Source organism: Anabaena sp. CCY 9910, from assembly GCF_963920875.1.
GTDB classification, from domain to species: domain Bacteria; phylum Cyanobacteriota; class Cyanobacteriia; order Cyanobacteriales; family Nostocaceae; genus Trichormus; species Trichormus variabilis.
In genome coordinates, this window is the sequence record NZ_CAWUDJ010000028.1 from 1 (window position 1) to 17,885 (window position 17,885).

The 17,885-nt window shown below is 40.9% G+C and carries 13 protein-coding genes; 6 read left to right on the forward strand and 7 right to left on the reverse strand.

Features of this window, described 5'->3' with window-relative positions; translation table 11 throughout:
* Positions 1-166: 166 nt before the first annotated feature.
* The 3 genes from glyQ to ACM5QX_RS19290 all read left to right on the forward strand — a co-directional run bounded on the left by glyQ (position 167) and on the right by ACM5QX_RS19290 (position 4,100).
* Positions 167-1,051, forward strand: coding sequence for a glycine--tRNA ligase subunit alpha (glyQ, locus tag ACM5QX_RS19280; RefSeq protein WP_011321014.1), 885 nt, complete (start codon positions 167-169; stop codon positions 1,049-1,051).
* A 104-nt stretch (positions 1,052-1,155) separates the two neighbouring features.
* The gene (locus tag ACM5QX_RS19285; protein WP_414754974.1) at positions 1,156-1,641 is read left to right on the forward strand and encodes a DUF4079 domain-containing protein; all 486 of its coding nucleotides are present in this window, start codon (positions 1,156-1,158) and stop codon (positions 1,639-1,641) included.
* 125 nt (positions 1,642-1,766) lie between these two features.
* A complete protein-coding gene (locus ACM5QX_RS19290) occupies positions 1,767-4,100 on the forward strand; it encodes a ComEC/Rec2 family competence protein (RefSeq protein WP_414755036.1) in 2,334 nt (777 codons plus the stop codon).
* Between the two features lie 38 nt (positions 4,101-4,138).
* Here the strand turns inward: ACM5QX_RS19290 and ACM5QX_RS19295 are convergent, their stop codons facing one another.
* On the reverse strand, positions 4,139-5,089 hold the full coding sequence (locus tag ACM5QX_RS19295; protein WP_414754975.1) for an ROK family protein: 951 nt from the start codon (positions 5,087-5,089) through the stop codon (positions 4,139-4,141).
* 1,084 nt (positions 5,090-6,173) lie between these two features.
* Between ACM5QX_RS19295 and ACM5QX_RS19300 the strand changes: the two genes are divergently transcribed.
* Entirely contained in the window at positions 6,174-7,151 is a 978-nt protein-coding gene (locus ACM5QX_RS19300) for a sucrase ferredoxin (protein ID WP_414754976.1), read from the forward strand.
* A gap of 110 nt (positions 7,152-7,261) precedes the next feature.
* Here ACM5QX_RS19300 and ACM5QX_RS19305 read toward each other — a convergent pair whose 3' ends face one another.
* Both ACM5QX_RS19305 and ACM5QX_RS19310 read right to left on the reverse strand, forming a co-directional pair.
* The gene (locus ACM5QX_RS19305; RefSeq protein WP_414754977.1) at positions 7,262-7,780 is read right to left on the reverse strand and encodes a hypothetical protein; all 519 of its coding nucleotides are present in this window, start codon (positions 7,778-7,780) and stop codon (positions 7,262-7,264) included.
* Between the two features lie 100 nt (positions 7,781-7,880).
* The gene (locus tag ACM5QX_RS19310) at positions 7,881-9,761 is read right to left on the reverse strand and encodes an ABC transporter ATP-binding protein (protein WP_414754978.1); all 1,881 of its coding nucleotides are present in this window, start codon (positions 9,759-9,761) and stop codon (positions 7,881-7,883) included.
* Between the two features lie 204 nt (positions 9,762-9,965).
* Here ACM5QX_RS19310 and ACM5QX_RS19315 point away from each other — a divergent pair, with 204 nt between their 5' ends.
* Complete coding sequence (locus ACM5QX_RS19315) at positions 9,966-10,478, forward strand: GNAT family N-acetyltransferase (protein WP_414754979.1); 513 nt, start codon at positions 9,966-9,968, stop codon at positions 10,476-10,478.
* 66 nt (positions 10,479-10,544) lie between these two features.
* Here ACM5QX_RS19315 and ACM5QX_RS19320 read toward each other — a convergent pair whose 3' ends face one another.
* From ACM5QX_RS19320 to hisG, 4 genes are all read right to left on the reverse strand, one after another.
* Positions 10,545-12,824 (reverse strand): response regulator, encoded by a 2,280-nt coding sequence (locus ACM5QX_RS19320; protein ID WP_414754980.1) that lies wholly within the window; start codon positions 12,822-12,824, stop codon positions 10,545-10,547.
* A 5-nt stretch (positions 12,825-12,829) separates the two neighbouring features.
* Positions 12,830-13,270 carry a response regulator gene (locus tag ACM5QX_RS19325; protein WP_011321022.1) on the reverse strand — a complete coding sequence of 147 codons (441 nt, stop codon included), beginning with the start codon at positions 13,268-13,270 and terminating at the stop codon, positions 12,830-12,832.
* A gap of 2 nt (positions 13,271-13,272) precedes the next feature.
* Complete coding sequence (locus ACM5QX_RS19330; RefSeq protein ID WP_414754981.1) at positions 13,273-15,912, reverse strand: GAF domain-containing protein; 2,640 nt, start codon at positions 15,910-15,912, stop codon at positions 13,273-13,275.
* Positions 15,913-16,167: 255 nt separating this feature from the next.
* Positions 16,168-16,812 carry an ATP phosphoribosyltransferase gene (gene hisG, locus ACM5QX_RS19335; RefSeq protein WP_414754982.1) on the reverse strand — a complete coding sequence of 215 codons (645 nt, stop codon included), beginning with the start codon at positions 16,810-16,812 and terminating at the stop codon, positions 16,168-16,170.
* A 98-nt stretch (positions 16,813-16,910) separates the two neighbouring features.
* Between hisG and rppA the strand changes: the two genes are divergently transcribed.
* Positions 16,911-17,603 carry a two-component system response regulator RppA gene (rppA, locus tag ACM5QX_RS19340; protein WP_414755037.1) on the forward strand — a complete coding sequence of 231 codons (693 nt, stop codon included), beginning with the start codon at positions 16,911-16,913 and terminating at the stop codon, positions 17,601-17,603.
* Positions 17,604-17,885: the final 282 nt, after the last annotated feature.

Sequence of the window (17,885 nt, forward strand, 5' to 3'; positions counted from 1 at the left end):
CGCCCCTCTCTCAGGCACTTATCCAATATATCTAACCTACTCTTCCTTGTCAACTACTTTTTCCATTTTTTTGCATTTTATTTTTTCTTCACCCTCAAACTCTCCACATATAAGCTTTTCAGGCAACAATGGTGTAGGAATTTTGCTGACGAAGGGAGGGTAGAACATGAATTTTCAATCGGTAATAGCTACGTTGCATCAGTTTTGGGCTGAACGCGGTTGTTTGATTGCCCAGCCTTACGATATTGAGAAGGGTGCAGGGACAAAAAATCCGCATACATTTTTAAGGGCTTTGGGACCGGAACCTTGGGCGGTGGCTTATGTTGAACCGTGTCGTCGTCCTACTGACGGGCGTTATGGTGAAAACCCAAATCGTGTCCAGCATTATTATCAGTACCAAGTTTTGATTAAGCCATCACCAGATAATATTCAGGATATTTATCTGGATTCGTTGCGGGCTTTGGGTATTCGTCCTGAGGATCACGATATTCGCTTTGTCGAGGATAATTGGGAGGATGCTACGGTTGGTGCTTGGGGTACTGGTTGGGAAGTTTGGTTGGATGGGATGGAAATTACTCAGTTTACTTACTTCCAGCAGTGTGGAGGTATTGATTGCCGTCCGGTGTCAATTGAGATTACTTATGGTTTAGAGCGATTGGCGATGTACCTGCAAGAAGTGGAGGCGATTACGAAGATTCATTGGACAGATGATATTACCTATGGTGATGTTTTTCTGCAAAACGAGATTGAGCAGAGTACATATAATTTTGAAGCGTCTAATCCTGAGTTGCTGCTGACACTGTTTAGTTTGTATGAGCAGGAAGCTACCCAGTTAACTGAGAAGGGTTTGGTTTTACCCAGTTTAGATTATGTGATGAAGTGTTCGCACACATTCAATTTGCTGGATGCTAGAGGCGTGATTTCTGTAACAGAACGGACTCGTTACATTGCTAGGATTCGTCATTTGGCGCGGAAGGTGGCTAATTTATATGTTGAACAAAGGGAAAAGTTGGGTTTCCCGTTGCTCAAAAATGTCCCTGTTGCACAGTAGAAACTGGTGCTTAATATTTGTTAAAACTTAGTAAGATTTCTTAACCCTCCACAAACCAAGGAGGGTTATGGGTTTGTTTACAAAATATTCATGGTGCGAAAGAGATGGTGAATTGGAGTGAAGTTTTAGAACCGATTGCGGCTTGGTTTCGTTCTTTGGGGGTTCCTGAACCGATTGTGCATTGGGGACATCCATTGATGATGGCAATTGTGATTTTTATTTTGGGTAGTTACGTTGGCTGGGCTGGTTGGCGAGGTAAGCTGCTGGAGGAGAAAGATAAAGATGGGGCGATAAAGAATCGAATTGCTCATCGACAATTAGCACCGTTGCTGTTTTTATTTTTAGCGGGTGGTTATACAGGTGGGGTGTTGTCTTTGGTGATGCAGCATAAACCACTGTTTGAAAGTCCTCATTTCTGGACTGGTTCGTTGGTGTTGTTTGTGTTGCTTATCAACGGCGGAATTTCTTTGAGTGGGTTTGGTGGAGATAAAAAAGTTTTACGGGTGGTTCACGCTTATTTAGGGAGTGTGGCGATCGCTATCTTATTTGTCCATGCTGTTCTAGGCTTTAATTTGGGTATTTCTTTGTAAAGTGATGATACAACATTTATAATTCAAAGCCTGCACACGCGGGCTTTGTTTGTATAAACCTGATGAACTATACTTCACGAGAAGTATCAAGAATATTGCCATCAGATGCTTTTGCAAGAAGTCTTATGATTCAAAGTAGTGGTGTAATTATCTGCCTTGGCTACATTTTAGGATTGTTATTTACAGCAGTTCCTGGGAGTGGAGTTTGGATTTTAGTCTTGGGAATTGTGTGTGCAGTCTTGTTGAGAAGAGGGGCAAAACCACAACGACTTCTACAAAAATCAGCAAATGATGTAGCGTCTAACAGTTTACTTCTGACTCCGCTTCCACGAGTGTGGTTAATCGCTGGGTTGGTGGGGTTGTTAGCAAGTTTCTATTTTCAATGGCGTGTACCTCAACCCACAGCAACAGATATTAGTCAATTTGTCTCATCAGATAGCAATAATCAAGAACAATTGGTGATTGTGCGTGGGGAAATCGCTAGTAATCCTCGCTTAACTCGCAGCCAAAGGGGACAATTTTGGTTGCAAGTATCTCAGTTAGATGAAGTGAGAAATCAGAAAGATACGAAAGAAACTCAAAAAGGGGCAAGTGGTAAGTTATATGTAACTGTGCCTATACTCAAGGCTACTGGGTTACATCCTGGGCAAGAAATTGCGGTGACGGGGGTGTTGTATAAACCAAAGGCTGCATCAAACCCTGGGGCTTTTGATTTTAAAAAGTATCTGGAACAGGAGGGGACATTTGCTGGTTTGATGGGACGGCAGATTAATATTTTGGATGAAGAACGACAATGGGGATGGTGGCAAATTCGGGAACGGATTGTGCGATCGCAAGTTATGGGGTTAGATATACCAGAAGGGCCTCTTGTCAGTGCAATGGTTTTGGGTAGCAAGGCTGTTGATTTACCCTATGATATCCGCGATTTATTTGTACAAGCAGGATTAGCCCATGCTTTGGCGGCTTCAGGGTTTCAAACTTCGCTGATTTTAAGTGTCATTTTACAGCTAACTAAGCGGGCAAAAAAAGTGACTCAGGTGAGCCTGGGTGGGTTGGCTTTGATTATTTTCCTGAGTTTAACGGGATTTCAGCCTGCTGTACTCAGGGCTGTGATTATGGGTTTTGCGGCTTTGGTGGGTTTGGCATTAGATAGGAAAGTGAAACAGTTGGGTTCGCTGTTATTAGCCGCAACTATATTATTAGTATTTAATCCTTTGTGGATTTGGGATTTAGGTTTTCAGTTGAGTTTTTTAGCAACCCTGGGATTAGTAGAGAGTGTCCCGGCGATTACTAGTTTTTTGGGTTGGATTCCCCCAGCGATCGCCTCTTTGATTTCCGTTCCTCTGGCTGCTACAATTTGGACTCTACCCTTACAACTGTTCGTGTTTGGGGTTGTGCCTGCTTATAGTTTGCTGCTGAATATTATTACCACACCGCTCATCTCGATTATTAGCATTGGTGGAATTATCAGCGCGATGTTTGCATTAATTTTGCCTGGTGCTGGTAGTTTTGTGGCAGGGTTTCTCCACTATCCCACTGATTGGTTAATTAGATTAGTCGAAATTTTCAGCCAGTTACCAGGGAATTCCTTGGTTTTGGGTAGCATCTCAACTTGGCAGCTATTGGCAATTTATGGGCTAGTGTTTCTGGTTTGGTTGGTAACCTGGTGGCAGAAACGCTGGTGGTTTGCAGGTTTGATAGCTATTGGTTTGGTTTTATTTCCGGCTTGGCATTCGGCAAGTACGTTATCGCGGGTTACGGTATTAGAAGCTGGGGCGGAACCTGTTGTGGTTGTACAAGATAGAGGTACAGTTACTTTAATTAATAGTGGCGATGAAGGTACAGGGCGCTTTACGATTTTACCCTTTTTACAGCAGCAAGGTGTGAATCAAGTTGATTGGGCGATCGCTACGGATTTTCAACGGAATAATAATGATGCTTGGTTAGAAGTTCTGCAACGTCTAGGGATTAAAAACTTTTATGCTTATGCAACTAATAAGGAAAATTCTCTAGCAGATCAGGCAATCCCGCAAGTATTACAAAAGCAAAAGGGAATTTATCAACTTTTACCTGTGGGGCAAACTATTAATCTTGGTTCTACGGTAGCCCAATTAATCAACGAACAACCAATGATGCAGTTGCAGGTTTTAGGACAGAGTTGGTTACTAGTGGGAGATGTGGAAGCGAAAGAAGTAGAAAGAATTATGAAAGCTGGAGGTTGGCCTAGTCCTCAAGTGTTGTGGTGTAATGCTGAGTCCTTGAAAGATTTGGTAATGATGCTTAAACCACAGGTGGCGATCGCTTCTTCTGGTAGTCTGGAGACTACGGTCTTGTCTGAACTTAGTAAAACATCAACTAAAGTTTTCGTGACAGCCCAAGATGGGGCTATTCAATGGACTCCCAATGGTGAGTTTGAATCATTTACTCAGGTGTCTGAGAGTAAGTCTTCCGTTTTGTAATCATTGGTTTTGTTTCACGCCCAGACAAGACAAGTTGATTAAAGATTTTGGGCTAAAGCTACAGCACCCCATAATGGTGCATCATCGGCTAATGCTGCTGGCACGATTTCCAATGGTACTTCTGGTAATGCTGTGAACCTGGCTGTTTCTTGTAATACAGTCCACCAAATTTCCCCTGCTTTGGTGACGCTACCACCTAAAATAAAACGTTGGGGATTAATGAGATTGGCTACATTACCGATACCTACACCTAAGGCCCAAGCGGATTTTTGCAAAACAGCTTGAGCTAGATTATCTCCTTTTGTAGCCGCTTCGCTGATTAGTTGACCTGTAAGTAAATTTAAGTTATTCCCTACCAAATTTCTGAGTATTTGTCCGTCTTCCCGTTCTGGTTGATTTTCTAAAATATCTTTAGCATTTTGCGCCATGTAGGGCCCTGATGCTAAACGTTCTACGCATCCACGCTTACCACATAAACATATAGGCCCAGCAGGTTCTACAACTATATGGCCAATTTCACCAGCCATGCCAACTGCACCCCGCCAAGGTTTACCGTTGAGTATCCACCCGCCACCCACACCGGTGCTGATGGTAATGTAAAACAGGCTATCGTATCCTTGACCTGCACCAAAGTGCTGTTCACCCAAAGCCGCAACGTTGGCATCATTGTCTACACTAGTAGGGACAGCAAACTCTTTCTCTAGCAAGCTTTTTAGGGGAATATTTTCCCAACCAGGGACGTGATGAGATAGTCTGACAGTCCCGGTGGTTGCGTCTACGGGGCCGCCGAAGCTGACACCAATGGCGGTGGGAGTTTCACCTTGGAGTAAGGAATGAATGAGCGATCGCATAATATCCAAGTCTGTGTTAGCATCTCCATTGATTGGGGAAAAGCGACGTTCATAACGCAACCATTCTCTAGAATCAGCATTTACTAACCCTGCTGCTAGCTTCGTTCCCCCAAAATCCAGCGCTAAAGTTAATTTCATCGTTTTTTCGTTAAAAACCAATATCAGGTTAAGTCTAGGACATCACAGCAAAAAGTTTACCTGTGCATTGGTTTAATCTATATGTCATCTAATTTTATCTATTGAGAATATTTATTATTTGTATTGAGCTATCCAATAGCTACAAATATAGATTTTTCTATAATTAAATGCTCGTAAACCTTATCCAGAGAGAGATTTGTGAAATTACCTGAGTTAAAAATCAACATAAATATTAATAAATACTTGCACTTGTGATTTCTTTAGGTTAAATTTGAGAGTAGCTGTCTAAAGAATTATTTCTCACTGTGTACAGTTGAGAAAAATAAACACAGAATTAATATCCAACTTATCAGTCCAGGCTGCATAAAAACTAAGATTTTTGGATATCTCACCTGTATTTAGACGATTGAAATATAAATACACGAAATTCAAAACATCTTCTCTTGACAAAACTTTAATGTGCCGGATGTGAGGTGGTTAAGAACACAACTTCTCTTAAGCTTTCTACCTTTTTTTCTAAAATTGTTGATAAATATTCTCAATAATTTGTATTATCTGATATCACCAACTTCTTCTTTCTAAAAAATAAGGTTGTTGCCAAGACATGATACTTAGACTGTAAAAATCTCAATCAAGACTAATTACAGAAAAAACATAATTCAACTATCTTTAGGATTAATTTGTGATCAGTATATTAATTTTTTATTCAGTAAATTCCCTCAAATATATTTTCCAATGAGAAGTTATAACCTCAATAAATTAGTTATAAATACTGCTATTCTTGCTCTATTTGCTAACAGATTAAGTAAATACGTAGCTCTCAATTGTCACTTTGCAGCTTCTGACAAGTTAAATATTCGGAGTTGTTAACCGGATATGGCTAAGAAGTTGTTGATATTTTATATAGAATTATTCTTAATAGGGAGGACGATGATTAAAAATAATGTTATAAAGTGCCTACCTGGGACTATCTCCTAAATAGAAAGGATTATTTGGCACTTTTTGAGAAAGAAATTCTGTAGCGTGGAAAACAATCGTGTTTTTCATCACTTCGTCAAATATAAAAATCAATTAGTATAGAAAAATGAGTAATATTTTTTGTTCAGACTACACAAGGAAAGTAGAAGAAGACATTATTGGTAGTGCTACTGATTACCAAACATATATTCTTGTTGAGTGTCCTCAACCCTGGCTAAAAGATGCGTTCAGTTCGAGATGGGTTCCGAATAATTTACAGATGTTGGTAGAAGAAGTATACAAAGCTAAACTACCTATCAGGTTTCTTTTGATTGCCAATGATCTTACTCATAAAGCTGATCATACAACCCTCTTAATTTATCAAAAACAAGAAGGCTTAAGTCATGGATATCTCAAGCATGAATTTAAATTAACGCACATTGAACAAGTAGCTGGCGTTGTCAAACAATGGTTATGGGGTAAACGACCAGAGTCTGATATAGAAACAAATATAACGAGAGATATTTTAGTTTGTACACATGGTAGTTATGATAAATGTTGTGCTAGATATGGTAATTCTTTTTATTTCCATGCTAACGCTACTATTGCCAATTTGCAGTTAGAAAATGTCAGAATTTGGCAATCAACTCACATTGGTGGTCATAGATTTGCACCCACAGCAATAGACCTACCAGAAGGTAGATATTATGGGCTTTTAGATCAGGATTCTTTTTTATCCATCTTGACACGTACTGGCGATATTCAAAGTTTAAGAAAAGTATACCGAGGTTGGGGCATTTTACCCCCAGTTATTCAAGTTCTAGAAAGAGATTTAATGTTGAGTCATGGATGGAGTTGGTTTAATTACAGAGTCGCAGCCAAGATTCTAGAACAAAGCTTGGATAACAACACCATGTTAGGTGAGTTAACTTTTGAGCAAGGTTCTAGCTCTTTGTATACATACCGAGCTAAGTTGATCAAAGATATAGATAGGACTATAAATGTGAAAAGTTCTTGTAGTGCCAACCAAACTGCAACGATTGTCAAATATGCTGTAGCTGATCTTTGGTTGGTTACGGAAAATATTTTGACTCTTAGTAAGTAGAAATCATAATCTATATCTTATCAGAGGGTTCATCTACTGTAAGCGATCGCCTGATAATCTGATATTCTCTAACCACAATGCCAGCAGCAGTATTAAACCAAACGTTAAATTTAATCAGAGCCACCCCAAGACCAAGCTGGATTGCCATTCTTTAAACTATTTTTTAGCACCACTAGGGGATAATTATTAGGATCAAAACCACCCGCCAAATCTAAGATAAAGTAAATTTTGCCTTTAACAAAGTGCATCCGTAAATAATTAATGCTTCCAGAGTAGTCTTGTCCATCAACCTTGGACATCCCAGCAGATGCAGAGCATTTAGCATATCTTGGTTTCAATTTTCCCACCCATGTAACACTAAAGTTATTACTAGTAAGAACTGAAATGTTACTAGCGTAGTTACTCAAGTTAACAGAGCCATCTGTTGTAAAACTACCTTCCTGATAAGGTCGGGGTTTTTCAGTAACCAAAACTTTGTCTGGACAACTTTGTTTTTGTTCGTTTTCGCTATAGACTTTTAGCTCAATATTTTGTGAGGGGTTTTGTGCAGAGGTGCTTAAGCTAGATAACATAGGTACTAGAGCAATACCTGCACATAAAATTAAAAGTTGACATGAAATCATATTCATTCTGAATAACCTTAGAGACTAATATTTTATCCTTAGCCAATGACTTTGTTTTGTAACTACATGAGATATCAGAGCTACATTTTGTTGGAGAACTCATCAACTAGGTTCCCAGCATTTGTAGATTATGCAGAGTAGAATAAAGCCCTCCTGAATTTAACAGTTCCTCATGGCTACCTTGCTCCACTAATTCACCACGCTTCAACACAAAAATTCTATCTACGTTGCGAATTGTAGACAGACGGTGAGCAATAATGATGGCAGTTCTTCCAATTAATAATTCGTTTAATGCTTCCTGAACTAACGCTTCTGTACCAACATCGAGACTCGCTGTGGCTTCATCTAAAACTAAAATTTGAGGATTGCGAATTGCAGCACGAGCAAAAGCTAACAGCTGCTTTTGTCCACTGGAAAGGTTTGTACCCCGTTCTCGTAATTTAGTATCGTAACCTAAGGGTAGTTCTTCAATAAATTCAGCAATATTTGTTTGCTGTGCAGCTGCTTGAATTTCCTCAAAAGTATAGTAATCACCTAAAGTAATGTTACTTTTGACATTACCAGCAAACAAAAAACCCTCTTGTAGAATAACCGCCATATAACGGCGTAATTCTGCTTGAGGTAACTCACGGATATCAATTCCATCTACTAAGATGCGTCCTTGGGTGGGTTCGTAAAGACGACATAAAAGACGGATGATAGAACTTTTACCTGCGCCAGTAGGCCCTACTAATGCAACTTTTTCGCCAGGACGAATGATAAAGTCTAAGTCTTTAATGACGTAATCGTCGTCTTTATAGGCAAACCAAACGTGTTCAAAACGGATTTCTCCCATGTTTGGAGTGTCGCTGATATTTTGAGATTCTAAATCAGCGACAATTTCATCAATGTAACCGAATTTAGCATCAAAGACGGAAAATCGAGAGTTGGAGCGATCGCTTATTTCTATCGGTTCATCTAAAATATCGCTGACCCGTTCAATAGCCGTAAATCCAGATTGAATAACCGTGAATTTTTCCGCAAAATCTCGTAAAGGGTCGAATAAGCGCTGGGCGTATAAAATAAAGGTCGATAAAGTCCCAAAATCAAGTTGATTTTCTGAAAGCAACCAGCCACCCACCCACAATACACCAGCGATCGCAATTAAGCCAATCCATTCCAGAGTTGCGGAAACAGCCGAATCAAAAAAGATAGTTTGGTCTACCTGGTTGGTATAGCGTTGGTTTGTAGTGCGAAATAATTCAGCATTAAAGCTTTCCCGCCGGAATAACTGGACTACGTTAATCCCCAGAACATTCTCTTGTAGTTGGGAATTCAGTAAAGATAGCTCTTCCCTAGCTTTGTAATTAGCTTTGCGGTACTCTTGTTGGAAGTAAATAATTAACCAAGTAACTGGTAACAACATCACCAGGAGCAAGGAAGCAAGTTGCCACTGGATAGAAAACATTAAACCAGTAATTACCACCATCAAAACTACGTCAGAGACAATGCCAATAGCGCCAGTGGAAAATACGTCTCCCAATACTTCCACATCACTGGTGAGCCGGGTAATGAGTTTACCAACGGGTGTACGGTCGAAGAAACGTACCGCCAGAGATGTTACATGATGAAATAAGTCTTGGCGAATGGCGGCTGTGATTTTTTGCCCTAACTTCTGTAATAAATAGCCTTGGTAACCCGTCAATCCTAAACGGATAACAATTGTAAAGAGTAATATTCCTTCAATAGTATGTAACCCTTGAGACAATGGACGACTTCTCAAAAACTCGTATGCGCTAGATTCGTTACGAATTAAGGATACAGCTTGTCCAATTAACAAGGGCTGTACGGCATTAGCCAAAGCAAGTGGTAATAGCAATACCATTGCCAGAATCAGTAGTTTAGTATTACGCCGGGCGTAAGGAACCAAACGCGAAAACAGCCGCCAGTCGTTGTTGCGCCAACGATTTTGTTTATAAGATTTTTGGGAAAGTTGGTAGATGCTCATAGTAGGAGCATTATATTAATTTTTACTGCACTATGTATGATAGTTGTTTTATTGTAAAAACACCTGTCTGAAGGTCTAGCAGGGGACAAGGGACAGGAGACAGGTGACAGGCAAGCAAAGGTGCTTAATATAAAGGTTTTATGATTTACCTATGTCCTTACCTATGTAGCTACCGCAATAACATTTAATTGAGCCTGTAATGCCATGCCTGAGATAGAGACTGCCCGATTAAGATTAAGGTACTTCACTTTAGACGACTTGGATAATCTATTTCGCCTGTACTCGGACACAGAAGTGATGAAATATTTGTCACCGAGAAGTCGAGAACAGACTGAGGCTAGTCTACGGAAACACATCCAACATTGGCAAGCACATAACTTGGGAATGTGGGCTGTAGTTCACAAACAAAGCGGTAAAATGATTGGTCGTTGTGGTTTAGGTTTTTTAGACAACACCCCAGAAGTTGAGCTTGGCTATGTGTTGGACAAGTCATACTGGAACATGGGATTAGGAACAGAAGCCTCAATTGCTACTTTAGATTACGGGTTTGTGACATTAAAGTTAGAAAGAATAGTGGCGATCGCTCGTCCAGAAAACATAGCATCAAGGCGGGTAATTGAAAAGGTGGGCATGAAGTATCAAAAGCTAGCTCACTATTACGGTGTAGATGTAGTTTACTATGCTATCTCTCAATCTGAGTGGGAGATGAGGGAGTAGGGGAGAAAAACTATGGACTAATGACTATGGACTAATGACTAATGACTATTGACTATTGACTATTGACTAAATCATCACTTCGTGGAGAGCCAACAACAACTCATTGACTGTGTAGGGCTTGGCTAAGAATGAGTTAGCACCTGTATTGACTATTTCGGTTAACTTAATTTTCGATATGAGTCCACTGGTAGCAATAATTTTGACTTGGGGATTAATTTTCCTCAAAGTGCGAATAGTGGTTAAGCCATCGAGTACTGGTAGCATGATATCCATGAGTACAGCACTAATTTTATCGGCATTTTTGGCATAGAGAGCGATCGCCTCTACGCCATCATTAGCAACTAAAGTCTCATATTGATGACTTTCTAAGGATGTTTTCGTAATATCTTGGATGGATACTTCATCATCAACAATCAAGATTAATTCTCCGTGACCAGCCGGCGGTAATAGATGATCTATATGGGGTGCTTCCATACCACCCACAGATGGTAAGTAAACTTTAAAGGTAGTACCACGTCCTTCTTCACTATAGACATTGACGAAACCGCCGTGACTTTTAACAATCCCTAAAACCGTGGAAAGACCTAAGCCAGTACCTTGTCCTACAGCTTTGGTAGTAAAGAATGGCTCAAATATCCTATCTAAGTTTTCTGGAGAAATACCCACTCCTGTATCTGACACTGTAACCATGATGTAGTGGCCTTGTTTGGCTTCCAAATTCATGCGGGCGTAGTTTTCATCAATCAACAGATTCTCAGCAGAGATTGTCAACGTACCACCGTTAGGCATAGCATCACGGGCATTGACGCAAAGATTCATCAGCACTTGATGGAGTTGGGTACTATCTCCAGAAACCATCCATAAGTCATTTGGGATATCTGTGTAAACTTCGATGGATTTGGGGAATGTTTCTTTCAAAATTTTCACAACTTCCACAATTAAATGTTTGAGTTGTAAAGTGATGCGCTTCCCTTCCACACCTCTGGCGAAAGACAGCACTTGCTTCACTAAATCAGCACCGCGTTTAGCATTGATTTCTAAAATCTCTAGTAAATGCTGAGTACGTTCATCTGCGTCAGGAAATTTGAGTGGTAATAATTGCGCTCCTGCTAAAATTGGTGTCAAGATATTGTTGAGGTCATGAGCAATGCCACTAGCTAGAGTCCCGATACTTTCTAGACGTTGAGTACGAAATAATTGGGCTTCTAAATGTTTTTTCTGGGTAATATCTGTATCTACAGAGAGAATGGATTTAGGTTTTCCTTGCTCGTCATAGACTAAACTCCAGCGACTAGCCACAACAATTTCCTTACCAGTTTTGGTAACTTTGTTTAATTCTCCTTGCCAATTACCTTGCGAGATAACATTTAATAAAGCCGTTTCCACTTCTAGAGAAGGTTCACGAAATAAAAGATCACTAGCATTTTTGCTGATCACTTCATGGGCTTGCCAACCGTAGAGATTTTCTGCACCTTTGTTCCAAAACAAAATTTTATTTTCTAAATCACGCACACATATACCGTCTGTGGTGATGTCTAATAAGGCAGCTTGTTCACGGATTTTGGCTTCTGCTAGTTTACGTTCACTAATGTCAATACAAGCACAAGTGATACCCACAATGTCTTGTGACTCATTCCGCAATGGCTCGACAGTTAAATCGTAATATTTTGTCCCTAGAGGAGTACCAATAGACACCACCTGACGAGTCCCTATACCTGTGGTGAGGACATGATATTTTATGGCGGTGAGACATTGGGCATCCTGTTCAGACATAATCTCAGAGTCTTGTTTACCCAACATTTCCTCAACTGTCCACCCAGCAATTGGGTTATAAATCCAGGTATAACGTAAGTCTCTGTCTTGATTAAAAACAAAAATGGGTGAGTTTTTCAACGCCACCCGAAACCGCTCCTCGCTGTGACGCAAAGCTTTTTCTACTCGTTGACGTTCTATGGCATAACGAATGGAACGTACTAATAAGTCTCCAGTGACTTGTCCTTTGACTAAATAATCTTGCGCTCCCTTCTGCATAGCTGTGAGTGCTAAATTCTCATCATCTATTCCTGTTAGCACAATGATGGGAAGAAGATTTGTCTCGCGGTTAGCTCTGACAAAGGTATCTATACCCTGACTGTCGGGTAAAGACAAGTCTAATAACATGACATCAAAGGGCGGAAGTGAACCATCAGAAGTATCGCTGGCGAGAATTTTCAGCGCTTCTGATAATCGCTCTACTGGATATAACTCTAAATGGGCTGTATTTACCTCTTTGATTAACTCTTGAATTAAAAAAGCGTCACCAGGATTATCTTCTACCAATAAGACTTTTATAATTTCATCTGCCATTGCCTTTACTCCGGTGGCAGCTTGACGATCGCAAACCAAAAGTTCTCTATAGATTGTACAATTCTAACGAACTGGTCAAAGTCAACAGGCTTAGTTATGTAACAATTAGCTGCTAGGTTATAAGCCTTGAGAATGTCTTCCTCGGCCTGGGAAGTCGTCAACACCACTACTGGGATGCGTTTGAGATAACTATCAGTTTTAATTTCTGCCAAGACTTCCCGCCCATCTTTTCTGGGAAGATTGAAATCCAGCAGCACTATATCTGGATGAGGTACATTGGCATATTTATCTTGTTTTCGCAAAAATGCCATTGCTTCCACCCCATCTTCAACCACGCTGAGATGAACTGAGATTTTGCTATCTTCTAAAGCAATGCGGGTGAGTTCCACATCTCCTGGGTTATCTTCTACCAACAAAACCTCGATTGGCATAATCGCTGTTGTCATATTCACGATTTTTTCCCTGTTTGTTCTGGAATTGTGAAGTAGAATGTCGAGCCTTGACCCGCTTCCGACTCCACCCAGATATGACCACCGTGGCGCTCTATTATTTTCTTACAGATTGCCAAACCAATGCCTGTCCCCGGATATTTACTTCTACCGTGTAGCCTTTGAAAAATGACAAAAATGCGATCAGCATATTGGGGTTCTATACCGATACCATTGTCACGGACGGAGAATAGCCAGGTTGTATGGGAATTAGGGACTGGGGAAGGTGGGGCCCCCTCTGGGGATAAGGGGTAATGGGTATTGGGTATTTCTCCCCCTGCCTCCCCTGCCCCCTGCCCCCTGCTCCCTGCCCCCTGCCCCCTGCCCCCTACCTCCCCTACTCCAACATGAATTACTGGTGCGGCTTCTTGGCGAAATTTGATGGCGTTGGCGATGAGGTTTTGAAAAATCTGGGTCAGTTGGGTGGGGTCTGCCATGAGGGTAGGTAAGGGGTCATTGGTGATGACTGCACCAGATTCTTCGATCGCTATTTTGAGATTGGCGATCGCTCGTTGTAAAATAACTCCACAGTCAACGGTGACAAATGGTTGTCCACGGGTAGTAACTCGTGAATAATTCAACAAGTCGTTGATTAAAGTTTGCATCCGCCTAGCACCATCAACGGCGTAAGTGATGAACTGTTCAGCGTTGCTATCTAGTTGATTTTTATACCTCCTTTCCAATAACTGTAAATAACTAGTCACCATCCGCAAGGGTTCTTGTAAATCGTGGGAGGCTACATAGGCAAAATTTTCCAGTTCAGTATTAGAACGAGCTAGTTCCTGACTTTGCCTAGTTTGGAGTTCCAATAATTGCCCTTGGGATAAAGCAATTCCTATTTGGTTGGCTAGTTGTTGCAATAATTCCAACTCGGAGTTATTCCAATGGCGAGGATTTGTACACTGATGGGCAATCAGCAAACCCCAAATGCCATCCCGATTGAGAATAGGAACTACCAGGTTAGCTTTTACGCCAAATCCTTGCAAAAATTCTCGATGACAGTCTTGAATCTCTGCTTTAGTAATATCTACTATGGCGCTGACTCGCCCTTGGCGATATTTATCGACGTAATCTTGTTGAAAACAGGGGTCAAGGATATTTTGCCCCAATACCACTGGCCAACCAGGTAACACCGATTCCTGTACTACTGTTCCCGAACCATCAGCCCAGAGTCGAAAAATCAATACTCGGTCTGCTTGTAAAAGTTTCTGCACTTCCTGAACTGATGTGCGTAAAATCTCTTCAATATCGAGGGTTTCCCGGATTTTGACGGTGATTTCCGCGAATAATTGCGATCGCAAATTCTGCTTTCTTAATTCCTCTTCTGTTTGTTTACGTTCCGTAATATCCGTATGGGAACCGACCATCCGTAGCGCATTACCCGCCTCATCCCAAAGCGCCTGACCTCGGTCTAAAATCCATTTATAACTACCATTTTTGCAGCGTACCCGATGTTCGGTAACATAATAGGGAGTTTTTTTCCCCAAATGGTCTTGAACTGCTTGCATTACCCAATCGAAATCATCGGGATGCACCCGTTTTGACCATTCATCAACGTGGTTAGTAATGTCGTCTTCTTCATACCCCAACATTTGTTTCCAGCGCGAGGAGAAGAAAACTTCATTAGTCTTGATGTTCCAATCCCAGATACCATCATTGTTACCAATTAAGGCCAACTGCCAACGTTCCTCACTCTCTCGCAGGGCGGCTGCTGTGTACCGACGTTCGCTAATATCTTGGAAATAAACAGATAAGCCGTCTTTACTTGGGTAAGCATGAACGGCAAACCATTTGTGCAGTGGCGGATAAAACTCTTCAAACTTGACACTGATTTGTCTGGTGAGCGATCGCCTAGTTTCACGATAAAATGTTGAGTCTAAGGTATCTGAAAACACTTCCCAGATACTTTTACCTAATAGCTCATCTGGTGTTTTCTCTAACAACTTGGCAGCTTGACCATTGATGTAGGTAAATCGCCATTCATAATCGATGGCAAAGAACGCATCAGTAATACTCTCCAGTATATTGGCAATCTGCTTTCTAGCCGTTTCCGACTCTGCACGCGCCGCTTGCTCATGCTTAATTAACAGTTCGCTAACCTGAGCTACATGGGCTACATTGCGTCTCAGTTCTAGCTGACTAATCACTAGACGACTTAAAGCAGCCAGTGCATCAATTTGTGGCTGACTCAGTTGTTTCGGTACTCTGTCAATCACACAGAGAGTTCCTAAAAAATGACCCTCTGGTGTTAACAGTGGTACACCTGCGTAAAATCTCACATGAGGATAAGATTTGACGACTGGATTATCAATAAAGCGATCGTCTGCTAAAGTATCTGGTATGACAACGACACCTTGCTTTTCCTGGCAGAGATAAGATAAACCCACATTCCGGGGCATTTCTGGTACGTCTATACCCAGTTTGGCCTTAAACCATTGACGATTTTCATCAATAAAATTAACTAAAGCTATAGGTGTGCCGCAAATAAACGCAGCTAACTGAGCCAGATTGTCATAAGCTTCCTCCGGTTCAGTATCTAGAATTTGATATTGGCGTAAAGCTGCAAGTCTCGCCTGTTCACTCTGCAAAGGGGATTTCATTAAATTTTGGAGAAAAAATCCAGATATAAATTTTTGTTAAAAAATACGCAAGCAGTTAAAAAACTTGTTTCAGAAATAAAAAGTCGAACTACTTTATAGTTTAGACAAAGTTTTTTAAAAAATTAACTTAAAAATAATTGTTAAAGATTTATATCTACAAGAAAATGCTGCCGTAGAGAAATTTTTGTTGAATGTATATAATCAGTTGCACCTTCTACCAGTGACAACTGACTACTAACAACTGGCAGAACTAATTTAAACTTTAGTCAAAACACCCTCTCGTAATTGCTCAACTAATTGATGTAAATTCCCTGTATTCAAACGATAACTAAGGGGATGAGCAATTAACCGCGCCGTACTTTCATATAAAGTTGTAATTTCCACCAAACCATTTTCTTTTAAAGTCCGGCCTGTAGAAACTATATCGACAATAGCCTCAGACATTCCCGTAATCGGCCCTAGTTCCACAGAACCGTAAAGCGGGACAATTTCCACAGGCAAATCCAAACCTTGAAAGAACTCACGGGCCGAATTGACATATTTAGAAGCAACACGACTGTGAGCAGGTAAATCTAGTGGTGATTTGTAGGGACTAGATGCTTTCACCGCCACCGACATCCGACAATAGCCAAACTGTAAATCAACTAAATGAGCAACTTGTGGCTGTTTTTCCCTGAGGACATCGTAACCAATAATACCAATTTGGGCTTGTCCATACTCTACATAAACAGGTACATCCTGCCCTCTAACCAGTAGTCCTTTCGCCTTTCCACTAGCATCAGTAATTTGCAACTGACGATTTCCTGAGTCTAAAAAAGCACTAAAATCCAATCCTACAGATTGCAGTAGGCGGATGCTATTTTTGAGTAGTTCCCCTTTCGGCAACGCAACAGTTAACATTCGTTTTCTTGGTATCCTTGGCTAGAGACACTTTATCGTGTCCTTGTCTTAGCAGTTCATTAATATTGAGAATATCTCTAATGCTTACCTCAAGCAGCATGAGAATTTTATTGGTTGATGATGAAGTAGAACTCACTGTCCCCTTAAGCCGTGTGTTAACTCGTGAAGGTTACACCGTAGAAGCAGCTTATGAGGGGAAAAGTGGTAGTGAAATGGCGACAGTAGGTAATTATGACCTACTGATTTTAGACTGGATGCTACCAGGGAAAACAGGCTTGGAGATATGCCAAGAACTACGTCGCCAAGGAAAAATTACACCCGTTCTTTTCCTCACCGCCAAAGATACTTTAGATGACCGCGTACAAGGTTTAGATGCTGGTGCTGATGACTATTTAGTCAAACCCTTTGAACTGCGAGAGTTATTGGCTAGAGTCCGTGCTTTATTGCGGCGTTCTAGTTCCCAAACCTATGAAGCTACACCAGGTAGATTAACTGTAGCTGACCTGGAACTGGACTGTGAAAATCAAGTCGCCTACCGTCAAGGACGAGTTATTGAACTATCACAGAAAGAAAGCCAACTGCTGCAATACTTTATGGAACACACAGGACAACTATTAACTCACGCCCAAATTCTGCAACATCTGTGGGAAGATAACGAACCACCAAATAGTAATGTTATCGCCGCATTAATCAGATTGCTACGCCGTAAAATCGAGGTAGGCAAAGAACTTCCCTTAATCCACACAGTCTACGGTAAAGGCTACCGCTTCGGTACGTCTTCAGTGGAATAAATAAAAAATATCCAAGTAGGTAGGGTGCGTCAGTGTGAGAAAATCCATCTGTACCAAGAAATTATTCATACTGACGCACCCTACTAACCGTAAAGCAACAAGTCCTTGGGTGAAGTTAAGACGCGATGAATCGCGTCTCTACGGATGATTTATTTGTCGCATTCTTTTTCCCCATTGGTATCAGATTATTTTTCGTCCTTTCAACTCCCATTGTGTTGATAAGAAAATACCCTGGTATTTCTACCAGGGTGGAAATTTTCTCTAGCTTTTAACCTGAATTTT

Excerpts from the sequence above, each read along its gene's own strand:
- glyQ (WP_011321014.1), top strand. The coding sequence starts at position 167 with ATGAATTTTCAATCGGTAATAGCTACGTTGCATCAGTTTTGGGCTGAA.
- ACM5QX_RS19285 (WP_414754974.1), top strand. The coding sequence starts at position 1,156 with ATGGTGAATTGGAGTGAAGTTTTAGAACCGATTGCGGCTTGGTTTCGT.
- ACM5QX_RS19290 (WP_414755036.1), top strand. The coding sequence starts at position 1,767 with ATGATTCAAAGTAGTGGTGTAATTATCTGCCTTGGCTACATTTTAGGA.
- ACM5QX_RS19295 (WP_414754975.1), bottom strand. The coding sequence starts at position 5,089 with ATGAAATTAACTTTAGCGCTGGATTTTGGGGGAACGAAGCTAGCAGCA.
- ACM5QX_RS19300 (WP_414754976.1), top strand. The coding sequence starts at position 6,174 with ATGAGTAATATTTTTTGTTCAGACTACACAAGGAAAGTAGAAGAAGAC.
- ACM5QX_RS19305 (WP_414754977.1), bottom strand. The coding sequence starts at position 7,780 with ATGAATATGATTTCATGTCAACTTTTAATTTTATGTGCAGGTATTGCT.
- ACM5QX_RS19310 (WP_414754978.1), bottom strand. The coding sequence starts at position 9,761 with ATGAGCATCTACCAACTTTCCCAAAAATCTTATAAACAAAATCGTTGG.
- ACM5QX_RS19315 (WP_414754979.1), top strand. The coding sequence starts at position 9,966 with ATGCCTGAGATAGAGACTGCCCGATTAAGATTAAGGTACTTCACTTTA.
- ACM5QX_RS19320 (WP_414754980.1), bottom strand. The coding sequence starts at position 12,824 with ATGGCAGATGAAATTATAAAAGTCTTATTGGTAGAAGATAATCCTGGT.
- ACM5QX_RS19325 (WP_011321022.1), bottom strand. The coding sequence starts at position 13,270 with ATGACAACAGCGATTATGCCAATCGAGGTTTTGTTGGTAGAAGATAAC.
- ACM5QX_RS19330 (WP_414754981.1), bottom strand. The coding sequence starts at position 15,912 with ATGAAATCCCCTTTGCAGAGTGAACAGGCGAGACTTGCAGCTTTACGC.
- hisG (WP_414754982.1), bottom strand. The coding sequence starts at position 16,812 with ATGTTAACTGTTGCGTTGCCGAAAGGGGAACTACTCAAAAATAGCATC.
- rppA (WP_414755037.1), top strand. The coding sequence starts at position 16,911 with ATGAGAATTTTATTGGTTGATGATGAAGTAGAACTCACTGTCCCCTTA.